This window comes from Streptomyces sp. Ru73 (assembly GCF_002920575.1).
GTDB lineage: Bacteria > Actinomycetota > Actinomycetes > Streptomycetales > Streptomycetaceae > Streptomyces.
This window is the reverse complement of record NZ_PQSQ01000158.1, coordinates 1-10,459: the sequence shown is the minus strand read 5'-3', so window position 1 is coordinate 10,459 and position 10,459 is coordinate 1. Positions and strand designations below refer to the sequence as shown.

8 protein-coding genes are annotated in these 10,459 nt (G+C 71.8%); 2 read left to right on the top strand and 6 right to left on the bottom strand.

The features are described from left to right. The 5 genes from C3486_RS35240 to C3486_RS35220 all read right to left on the bottom strand — a co-directional run. Window positions 1–2,006 (bottom strand): alpha-mannosidase (locus tag C3486_RS35240; RefSeq protein ID WP_103836943.1); only part of this gene is annotated, 2,006 nt, incomplete at its 3' end. Window positions 2,007–2,034: 28 nt separating this feature from the next. Beyond that, window positions 2,035–3,255, bottom strand: coding sequence for a glycosyl hydrolase (locus C3486_RS35235; RefSeq protein WP_103836942.1), 1,221 nt, complete (start codon window positions 3,253–3,255; stop codon window positions 2,035–2,037). Between the two features lie 49 nt (window positions 3,256–3,304). After that, on the bottom strand, window positions 3,305–4,090 hold the full coding sequence (locus C3486_RS35230) for a carbohydrate ABC transporter permease (RefSeq protein ID WP_103836944.1): 786 nt from the start codon (window positions 4,088–4,090) through the stop codon (window positions 3,305–3,307). Window positions 4,091–4,131: 41 nt separating this feature from the next. After that, window positions 4,132–5,010, bottom strand: a complete 879-nt coding sequence (locus C3486_RS35225; protein ID WP_103836941.1) for a carbohydrate ABC transporter permease — start codon at window positions 5,008–5,010, stop codon at window positions 4,132–4,134. A gap of 3 nt (window positions 5,011–5,013) precedes the next feature. Then, window positions 5,014–6,324: a sugar ABC transporter substrate-binding protein gene (locus C3486_RS35220; RefSeq protein ID WP_103836940.1), complete on the bottom strand. Its 1,311-nt coding sequence runs from the start codon at window positions 6,322–6,324 to the stop codon at window positions 5,014–5,016. Window positions 6,325–6,533: 209 nt separating this feature from the next. On the opposite strand from C3486_RS35220, the gene C3486_RS35215 reads away from it, so the two are divergent. Next, entirely contained in the window at window positions 6,534–7,622 is a 1,089-nt protein-coding gene (locus tag C3486_RS35215) for a LacI family DNA-binding transcriptional regulator (protein ID WP_103836939.1), read from the top strand. Window positions 7,623–7,764: 142 nt separating this feature from the next. After that, on the top strand, window positions 7,765–9,096 hold the full coding sequence (locus tag C3486_RS35210) for a formimidoylglutamate deiminase (protein ID WP_103836938.1): 1,332 nt from the start codon (window positions 7,765–7,767) through the stop codon (window positions 9,094–9,096). 11 nt (window positions 9,097–9,107) lie between these two features. Here C3486_RS35210 and C3486_RS35205 read toward each other — a convergent pair. Beyond that, on the bottom strand, window positions 9,108–10,459 hold a 1,352-nt coding region (locus C3486_RS35205; protein ID WP_103836937.1), incomplete at its 5' end, for a glycoside hydrolase family 30 beta sandwich domain-containing protein.

Genomic DNA, 10,459 nt, shown 5'->3' with positions numbered 1-10,459 from the left:
AGCAGCCCGTTGTCCAGCACATAGCCGCCACCCGCGCGCGGCACGCAGCCGGTGCCGTTGGGCTCCGCGCGCTCGGGCCGCGCACCGCGCGCCGGCAGCCCCTCGCGGCCGTGCGGGGCCGCGTTGAACACCAGCGTGCGGCCCGCCGCCGGATCACCGGCCAGCGCCCGCTGCGCGGCGCCGATCAGCTCCTCCAGCTCGGCCGCGATGCGCGCGTACCGCTCCGCCGCCTCCCGGTGCACCCACGCGATGGACGTGCCCGGCAGGATGTCGTGGAACTGGTGCAGCAGTACCTCCTTCCACAGCCGGTCCAACTGGTCGTAGGGGTAAGGGAATCCGGTGCGTACCGCCGCCGTCGCCGACCACAGCTCCGCCTCGTACAGCAGGTGCTCGCTGCGCCGGTTGCCCTGCTTCGTGCGGACCTGGCTGGTCAGCGTCGCGCGGTGCAGCTCCAGATACAGCTCACCGGTCCACACCGGCGCGTCCGGATACTCCGCCTCGGCCTTCGCGAAGAATTCCGCCGGCTTCTCGAAGACGACACGGGCCGAGCCCTCCAGGTCCGCCAGCCGCCGTGCCCGCGCCAGCATGTCGCGGGTCGTGCCGCCGCCCCCGTCGCCCCAGCCCGTCGGCGCGAGCGACCGGCTCGCCGCGCCCTTCTCGCGGAAGTTGCGTGCCGCGTGTGCGACCTCCTTGCCCGACAGCTGCGCGTTGTAGGTGTCCATCGGCGGGAAGTGCGTGAAGACGCGGGTGCCGTCCAGCCCCTCCCACCAGAACGTGTGGTGCGGGAAGGAGTTGGTACGCGACCAGGAGATCTTCTGCGTCAGGAACCACTTCGCACCGGCCTGCCGCACGAGCTGGGGGAGCGCCGCCGAGTACCCGAAGGTGTCCGGCAGCCACACCTCCTCCGTCTCGACCCCGAACTCCTCCAGGAAGAACCGCTTGCCGTGCACGAATTGCCGGGCCAGCGCCTCGGACCCCGGCATGTTGGTGTCCGATTCCACCCACATGCCGCCCACCGGCACGAACCGGCCGTCCGCCACCGCCTTCTTCACCCGCGCGTACACCTCGGGCCGGTGCTCCTTCAGCCACGCGTACTGCTGTGCCTGCGACATCGCGTACACGAAGTCCGGCTCGTCCTCCAGCAGCGCGGTCATGTTGGACGCCGTACGCGCCACCTTCCGCACCGTCTCGCGCAGCGGCCACAGCCACGCCGAGTCGATGTGCGCGTGCCCGACGGCGCTGATCCGGTGCGCGGAGGCGTGGGCGGGTGCGGACAGCACACCGGTCAGCTCGTCCCGGGCACGGGCCGCCGTCCCGCCGATGTCCTGGAGGTCCACCGCGTCCAGCGCCCGTTCCACCGCACGCAGGATCTCCCAGCGGCGCGCGGTGTCCTCGCCCAGCTCGGCCATCAGCTGGCCCAGCACCTCCAGGTCGTGCGCCAGCTCCCACACCGTCTCGTCGAAGACGGCGAGGTCCATGCGCGCCAGCTTGTACTGCGGCACGTCACCGGCCGTCTCCCGGTCGCCCAGCTCGGTGGGGAGGAAGGGATGGTAATCGAGGATGACGGGGTTGGCGGACGCCTCGACGTGCAGCAGCACCTCCTCGCCGCCACGGGCGGGCGCGCCGATCCGCACCCACTGGTTCCGCGGGTTCAGCCCCTTCACCGGCGAGCCGTCCGGGCGGTACACCAGGCCCTCGCACTGGAAGCCGGGCATGTTCTCGTCGAAGCCCAGGTCCAGCAGCGCCTCGACGGTCCGCCCGGCCCACTCCTCGGGCACGGTGCCGCTGACCGTGAACCAGCTGGTGCCCCACGGCGGGCCCCAGGGCGCGCCCGGCTCGATCGGAGTGCGCGGCGCGGCGATGCCCTCGGCGACCGGTACCGGCTCGCCGGGCGCGTGCCACACGCCGATGGTCAGCTGTACCGACTCGGGGTACACGGCGGGCCACAGGCGCTCTTCCAGCACCCGCTTGAGCCGGGCTTCGGTGGTGGTGCGGTGATCGTGCATGGCGGTGGGGCTCCTTCACGCCTCGTGTTTACGCCTCATGGGGCTGGATCACTTCCGCGATGCCGCGGTCCGTCAAGTACGCGCTGTCCACGGCCCGTTCACTCCGTACGCAGGCCGGCCGCAGGCCGCGTTCCGCGAGCCGCATCCACGCCTCGAAGACCGGGCCGCCGGGCGCGCACGGCGTACCGCTCTCCACGGCCAGCGCGAGGGTGCGGGGCGCGGGAGTGTGCGGTGCGGACCGCTCCTCCCGTACGGCGTCGGCGAAGGCGCGGCCCGCCGGCTTCACCTCGCGGTCGTTGGTCAGCAGCCCGAGGCTGTACTCCAGCTCGGGGAAGTCGGCCAGCGCCCGGTCCACGTCGTGCGAGCACCACCACGTGATGCCCCACAGGTCCGGGCAGTCCAGCGCGGCCCGCACGGTGGCGCGGACGAAGTCCGGCGCGTTGGCGGCGGGGATGTGCGGTGCGGGCGCGCCGACCTCCTGGAGCCACACCGGCCGTGCCGGGTCCGCCGCCCACGCCTTGGACAGCTCGATGAGGTACGCGGCGTGCTGCGCGACGGCCGTTGACTCCCTGCCGTACCGTTGCGCCGTCCCGTTGAACACCCACGCGTGCACGGCGGTCAGCGCGCCCAGCGTCGCGGAGTGTTCCGGTGTGAAGGGGTGCCCGTCCAGATACCACGCCGCGTCGTACGAAGCGTGCAGATGCATGCGTCCGGGCGCACCGCGCTCGCACGCCGCCAGCATCCGCTCCAGCCAGGCCGCGGCCTGACCGGGCGTGATGCGGTCGGGGTCCGGATGCGGGTCGCCGGAGAACTGGTTCGTCTCGTTGCCGAGGGTCAGGCCGAGGAAGTTCGGCCGGTCGGCGAGGGCCGCCGCCAGCGTCTCCAGGTACGCGGCCTGCCCGGCCAGCACGTCCGGGTCGGTGAAGAGGTTGCGGCGGTGCCAGGTGGTGGTCCAGGCGGGCACGAAGTCGAAGCTGGAGAGGTGGCCCTGGAGGCCGTCGACGGCGACGTCCAGGCCGCGCTCGGCCGCCGCGTCGGCGAGCTGGACCAGCTGGTCCACCGCGCGCGGCCGGATCAGCGTGCGGTTGGGCTGGAAGAGTGGCCAGAGCGGGAAGACACGTACGTGGTCCAGGCCGAGGGCCGCGACGGAGTCCAGGTCGGCGCGTACCTCGTCCAGGTCGAAGTCGAGCCAGTGGTGGAACCAGCCGCGGGTGGGCGTGTAGTTCACGCCGAAGCGGAGCGGGGGCATACAGGTCCTGTTCGACGGGGGGTGGAGGGAGTGGCGCGGTGCGGTCGGGTCAGCCCTTGACCGCGCCCTCGCCGACGCCGCGGAAGAAGTACCGCTGGAGGCAGGCGAACATCACGATCAGCGGCGCGACCGCGATGATGGTGCCGGCGGCGACCACGCGCGGCTTGTCCGCGAAGGTGCCGTGCAGGAAGTTCAGGCCCACGGTGAGGGTGAAGTGGTCCGGGTCGGACAGCACGATCAGTGGCCACAGGAAGTCGTCCCAGGCCCCCATGAACGCGAAGATCGCGACGACGGCCAGGGTGCCCTTCACCGACGGCAGCGCGATGCGCCAGAACCGCTGCCAGACGTTGGCACCGTCCACGACGGCCGCCTCCTCCACCTCGTACGGGAGGGCGCGGAAGGCGTTGCGCATCAGCAGCACGTTCAGCGCGCCGACGCTGCCCGGCAGGACCACGGCGACCAGCGTGTTGTTCAGACCCAGGTCCCGCATGGTGGTGAACTGCGCGATGATGATCGACTCCAGCGGGACCAGCAGCGCGGCGACGAACACCAGCCCGGCCGCCGTACGGCCGCGGAACCGCAGCCGGGCCAGCGCGTACCCGGCGAGCGAGGCGCCCGCGCAGTTGGTGAGGACGTTGGCCGCCGCGACCTTCAGCGAGTTCAGCGCGTAGTCCCACACCGGGATGATGCGGGCCACCTCGGCGTAGTTGGCGAGGGTCGGGTCGTGCGGGACGAAGGAGGGCGGCGACGGGTAGATGTTCTCGTGCGGGCCCTTGAGCGAGGTGGAGAGCTGCCAGAGGAAGGGGCCGATGGAGATCGCCAGCACGGCGAGCATCAGCACGTAGCGCACGATCCGTTCCGTGCGGCCGACGCGGGTCACGCGGTCTTCTCCTTACGGTCGGCGCGCAGCACGAGCAGCATCAGCAGGAGCGCGATGCAGAAGATGACGAGGGAGAGCGCGGAGGCGTAGCCGACCCGGCCGGACAGGCCCGTGCCGGAGCGCTGGACGAGCATCACCAGCGTGCTGTCCTCGCCGGCCGGGCCGCCGGTCGGCCCGGCCAGCAGGTACACCTCGGAGAACACCTTGAAGGCGGCGACCGAGGACAGTGCGCCGACCAGCACCATCGTGGAGCGCACGGCGGGCACGGTCACGGTGACGAAGCGGCGGAAGGGGCCCGCGCCGTCCACGGCGGCGGCCTCGTGCAGCTCCCTGGGCACCTGGGCCAGCGCCGCCAGGTAAATGATCATGTAGTAGCCGAGGCCCTTCCACACCGTCAGGGCCATCGCGCACAGCAGCACCAGCCACGCGTCCCCGAGGAAGGACACCGGGCCGGCGCCCGCCATCTCCAGCATGCTGTTCAGCAGCCCGCGGTCGTCCAGCATCCACACCCAGATCAGCGCCACCACGACCACCGAGGCGACCACCGGCGTGTAGAAGGCGGCCCGGAAGAACACCACGCCCTTGAGCGGCTTCTCCACCAGCAGGGCGAGCAGCAGCGGCAGCAGCACCGTGCAGGGCACCACGACCACCACGTACAGCAGGCTGTTGCGCAGCGCGGTCCAGAACTGCGGGTCGTGCAGCATCTCCTGGAAGTTGCGCAGCCCCACCCACACGCCGGGGGTGAGCGTGCGCGCGTCGGTGAAGGCGTGCTGCACCGTGCTGAGGAAGGGATAGAGGACGAAGGCCGCGACCACCGCCAGCCCCGGCAGCAGGAAGAGCCAGGGGCTGGCCGCGCGATGGGTGCGTACGCTCATGCCTCAGCCCTGCTGCAGCAGCCGGTTGCTCTGCGCGACCGCGTCGTCCAGCGCCTTCTTCGGGGACTTGTCGCCCTGCAGCGCCTTGGCGACCTCGTTCTGCAGGACGGTCTTCATCTCCTCCGTCATCACCACCGGCGTGTAGTTGACCGCGCCGTCCAGCATCTTCGCCGAGGCCACCCGCACCCGGCCCTCGTCGGTGCCGTCGTCCTTCGTCCAGTACGGCTTGTCCAGCGAGCCCTTGGTGCTGGGGAAGACCGCGACCTGGTGCGCGAAGGACTCCTGGTTGCGCTGGTTGGTCACGAACCGCGCGAAGGCGATGGCCGCCGCCTTGTGCTTGCTGCGGTCGTTGATGCCCAGGCCCATCACGTACATGTTGGGCTTGCCGGTGTTGGCCGGCGCGTCGGTGATGCCCAGGTTCTTGTACAGGTCCGGCGCGTTCTCCTTGAAGTTGGCCAGGTCGTGCGCGCTGCCCGGGTTCATCGCCACCCGCTGCTGGAGGAACTTGCGGCCCGCGCTCTCCGGGGTGGCGCTGAGCGCCTGCGAGTCCAGCCCGCCGCTCTTGAACAGCTTCTTGTACTCGGTCAGCAGTTCCACGCCCCGCGGCTCGTTGTAGGTGAACTTCGTCGCGTCGGCGTTCATCAGCTTCACGCCGTACCGCCCGAAGTCCTCGATCGCGGGCACCCCGGCGAGCGTGGCGACCTTGCCGCCGCTGGCCTTCGCCATCTTCCCGGCGTCGGCGAACAGCTCGTCGTACGTCCTCGGCGGCTTCTCCGGGTCCAGTCCGGCCTTCTTGAACAGCGCCTTGTTGTAGAACAGCGGGCCGGTGTTCAGATACCAGGGGAACGCGTACGCACCGTCCAGGCCCGGCAGTTCATTGCCCTGCCAAGCCTCCGGGGTGTACGCGCCCTTGGCCTTCGCGGTGACCGGCTCCTTGTCCAGGTTCATCAGCAGCCCGGCCTTGGCCAGCGGGTACGACAGGTCGGGGGAGACGTTGACGACGTCGGGCAGGGTGCCGGCGCCGGCGTCCGCGCTGAGCTTCTCCGGATAGTTCTCGGCCGGCTGGTCGATCCACTTCACCTTCGTGCCGGGGTGCGCCTTCTCGAACTCGTCGATGAGGCCGTTGAAGTAGTCCTTGTACTGCGCCCGCAGGTTCCAGGTCTGGAAGCTGATGTGGCCGCTGACCTTGCCGTCGGCGGCGCTGCCGGCGTCGTCGGCACCACCCCCGCAGGCGCTGAGGAGCAGTGCGCCCGCCAGCAGCGGTACGGCGGTACGGGCGGGTCTGGACACACGGGTACCCCGGAAAGTGGGCATGGCCGCAGGGCTCCTTCGGTCGGTCCTGGGTGGGCGCCCCAAAAGGTGCCCGCAGCCGCGGAGTTACGTCAACACTTCTCGCGCGAATTTCTTTTCGTCACACCGAACGCGCTGGTCAGGACCGTGAGTTCGGGACTGTTGCGCCAAGTGCTAATGCGCTTTAGTCTGTGCGCACTCAAGCGCATTAGTAGGTCAGTGGAAGAGGGAGCATGCGCCGTACGCCGGCCCGGCGGCCGACCATGAAGGACATCGCCCTGCGCGCCGGGGTGTCCGAGAGCGCGGTCTCCTTCGCGCTCAACGACCGCCCGGGCGTCTCGCCCGTGACCCGGGAGCGCATCCGCCGGGTCGCCGAACAGCTCGGCTGGCAGCCGCGCGCCGCGGCCCGCGCGCTCTCCGGCGAGGGCTCCGCCACCGTCGGGCTGGTGCTCGCGCGCCCCGCCCGCACCCTCGGCGTCGAGTCCTTCTTCCTCCAGCTGGTCTCCGGCATCCAGGAGGAGCTGTCCCGGCGCAGCCTCGGACTGCTCTTCCAGGTCGTCGAGGGGCTGGAAGCGGAGTGCGCCACCTACCGCCGCTGGTGGGCCGAGCACCGGGTGGACGGCGTCCTCGTCGTCGACCCGCGCCAGGACGACCCGCGCCCCGGCCTGCTCGACGGCCTCGGCCTGCCGGCGGTGATGATCGGCGCCCCCGCGCAGGCCGCGGCGGACGGCGAGAGCCCGGCCGTCTCCACGCTCGGGGCCGACGACGCGGGCATCATGGCGGCGATCGTCGGCCATCTCCACGCGCTGGGCCACCGCCGTATCACGCACATCGCCGGGCTGCCCGAATTCGCGCACACCCAGCGCCGGATCGCCTCGCTGCGCACCGAGGCGGCCCGCCTCGGCCTCACCGGCACGGCCTCCGTGACCACCGACTACTCCGACAGCGAGGGCGCCGCCGCCACCCGCCGCGTACTGGACGGGCCGCAGCCGCCCACCGCGCTGATCTACGACAACGACGTGCTGGCCGTCGCCGGGCTCGCCGTCGCCGCCGAGCGCGGCATCCGCGTCCCCGACCAGCTCTCCCTGGTCGCGTGGGACGACTCGGTGCTGTGCCGCAGCGTGCACCCGGCGCTCACCGCACCGCTGCGCGACACCGCCGCCTTCGGCCGGCACGCGGCGCAGGCCCTCACCGCCCTCCTCGACGGCGCGCCAGCGGGCCACACCCAGGAACCGCTGCCCCGGCTCCAGCCCCGGGGCAGCACGGGACCGGCACCGGCCGCGGCGCAAGAGGGCCCTTCCGGCCCGCTGCCGCCATCCTGAACCCGTCCTTTCCACCGCCCTCTTGAGGCCACGTACGCGCGGGGCGTTCCCACTCGTTCGGAGATCAACTACCGTTGACGGAATGCCCCGTGGGCGCCGCGGTGCGTGACCGGCCGCGGCGGACCGTCATCAGGGAGGCCGGATGACGTTTCATTGCGAGTACGCCTGGCTCGGCGGCACCGGCGTCGCCGAACAGGTCCTCATCGACGTGGCCGACGGCCGGATCACCCGCGTCACCGACAACACCCCGGCACCGCCCGGTGCCGTCCGACTGCCAGGGCTCACCGTCCCGGGCCTGGCCAACACCCACTCCCACGTCTTCCACCGCGCCATCCGGGGCCGCAGCCAGAGCGGCGTCACCGACTTCTGGCGCTGGCGCGACGTCATGTACGACGCCGCCGGACACCTCGACCCCGACCGCATGTACGCGCTCGCCCGCGCCACGTACGCCGAGATGGCACTGTCCGGCATCACGGCCGTCGGCGAGTTCCACTACGTCCACCACAACCCCGACGGCACCCCGTACGACGACCCCAACGCCATGGGCCGCGCGCTCGCCCGCGCCGCCGCCGAGGCCGGCGTCCGCCTGACCCTCCTCGACACCTGTTACCTGATGGCCGACATCGACGGCAGACGGCTGGAGGGCGTGCAGCGGCGGTTCAGCGACGGCAGCGCCGAGGACTGGGCGCTGCGCACGCACGGCCTGCGCGACGGCGACCGGCTGCGGATCGGTGCCGCCGTGCACAGCGTCCGCGCCGTGCCGCGGGAGGCGATGACGTTCGTCGCCGCCGACGCCCGGCGCCGTGGCGTCCCGCTCCACGTCCACCTCTCCGAGCAGCCCGCCGAGAACGCCGCCTGCCGCCAGCGGTACGGCCGCACCCCCACCCGCCTGCTGCACGAGAAGGGAGTACTGGGCGAGGGCGCGACGGCCGTGCACGCCACGCATCTGGACGGCGCCGACATCGTGCTGCTCGGCGAGTCCCGCACCGGCGTCTGCCTCTGCCCGACCACCGAACGCGACCTCGCCGACGGGATCGGCCCCGCCGGGCGGCTGGCCGCGGCCGGCACGCCGCTGAGCCTCGGCAGCGACGCGCACATGATGATCGACCTGTGGGAGGAGGCCCGCGCGGTCGAACTGGACGAGCGGCTGGTCAGCGGCCGCCGCGGCCACTGGAGCGCCGCCGAGCTCCTCACCGCGGCGACCTCCGCCGGGGCGGCAGCGCTCGGCTGGGACGCCGGCCGGATCGCGCCCGGCAAGCACGCCGACCTCACCACCGTACGGCTGGACTCGCCCCGTACGGCCGGGGCGCGGGCCGGCGATCCGCTGGCCCACGCCGTCTTCGCCGGCACCGCCGCCGACGTCAGCCATGTCGTCACCGGCGGTGAGCTGATCGTCGAGGACGGGCACCACCTGCACGTCGAGGACGTCGGCGGCGCGCTGGACAAGGCCATCACGGCCCTGCTGGCCGACTGAGGACGTGCCGCTCAGCCGGTGGGGGCGCCGGACCACCTGAACGTGGCCACGGCGCCCGCCGGCAGCTCGTACCGCAGCGATCTGCCGCTCTCGGTCACCGAAAAGGTCCGCGCCGAGCCGGTGGCGTTGAGCACCACGGCGGCCCGCGAGCCGTCCGGGTTCTCGAAGACCACGTCCTGCACCCCGCCGGACCCCTGGCTGGTGGAGCCGATGCGGTGCGCGCCGCGGTCCACGAACTTCGCCACATGGCCGAGGACGTAGTACTCGGCGTTCTTGGTGACGGCACCGCCGTCGACCTGCACGACGCCGTTGCAGCGGGTCCCGCAGTTCCCGAAGTGCGGCCCGCCGTCCTTGTCCAGCGCCAGGTTCCACAGCACCACGGTCTCCGCGCCGGAGCGCATGCTGCGGATCACCAGGTTCTCGGTCTGCCACTTCAGCGTGTCGGCGAAGGTCCGCGCCGGGTCGTCGCTGTCGGTGCCCGAGCACTCGGTGAAGAACACCCGCTTGCCCGCGTCCCGCACCTGCTGCTGGGCCTCGGGGCTGCCGCCGTAGCAGTGGAAGGCAGCGCCCTGGACGCGGGCGATGTCCTTCGTGCGGTTCAGGACGGTGAGCGGGAAGTCGGGCCGGTCCCAGTTGTGGTCGTAGGCGAACAGCCGGGTGGGCAGGGCGGCGGCGGTCAGCCGGGCGTCCAGCACCTTCAGGAAGTCGGCCTGCTCGTCGGCGCTCATGCCCATCGAGGGGTACGTCGTCTCGAACAGCGGCTCGTTCTGCACGGTGAGGTCGTCGACCGGCACGCCTGCCTCGCGGTACGCCTTCACGGCCCTGACCAGGTAGTCGGCGTAGTCCCCGTAGTGTTCACGGGTGAGTCGGCCGCCCTCCGGCTTGCCGCTGTCCTTCATCCACGCGGGCGCCGACCACGGCGTGCCCATCACCCGGATGCCGGAGTTGATGCCTCTGGCCTGCTTCAGCAGCGGCAGGATCTCCTCGGTGTCCCGGCCGATCGAGAACGCGCCCTTGGTGTCCTCGTACGTGTAGTAGGGCAGCCGGGCGACGAAGTCGGAACCGCCCAGCGGCTGGCGGAGGTAGTTCAGACCGATGCCCGCGCCGTCCCGCGAGAACAGGTCCTTCATGAGCGCGGTGCGCTGTCCTTCGGGCAGCCCGGCGATCAGGTGTGCCGACGCCTCGGTGAGGGAGGCGCCCGCACCGGTGAACTGCTGCTCCTGCTCGCGCGAGTCGACGCTGATGTCGATCTGCTGCCTGCCGTCGTCGAACGACGCGTCGGCAGCCCTGGCGAGTCTCTTCGTGCCGTCGGCCGTGGTGATCCAGACCTGTGCGGTGGTCGCGGCGGGCCGGGCGGGGGCGG

Bases quoted from the DNA above. Each gene is read 5' to 3' on its own strand.
- C3486_RS35235 (WP_103836942.1), bottom strand. From the start codon at position 3,255: ATGCCCCCGCTCCGCTTCGGCGTGAACTACACGCCCACCCGCGGCTGG.
- C3486_RS35230 (WP_103836944.1), bottom strand. From the start codon at position 4,090: ATGCTCGCCGTGCTGGCGATCTCCATCGGCCCCTTCCTCTGGCAGCTC.
- C3486_RS35225 (WP_103836941.1), bottom strand. From the start codon at position 5,010: ATGAGCGTACGCACCCATCGCGCGGCCAGCCCCTGGCTCTTCCTGCTG.
- C3486_RS35220 (WP_103836940.1), bottom strand. From the start codon at position 6,324: ATGCCCACTTTCCGGGGTACCCGTGTGTCCAGACCCGCCCGTACCGCC.
- C3486_RS35215 (WP_103836939.1), top strand. From the start codon at position 6,534: ATGCGCCGTACGCCGGCCCGGCGGCCGACCATGAAGGACATCGCCCTG.
- C3486_RS35210 (WP_103836938.1), top strand. From the start codon at position 7,765: ATGACGTTTCATTGCGAGTACGCCTGGCTCGGCGGCACCGGCGTCGCC.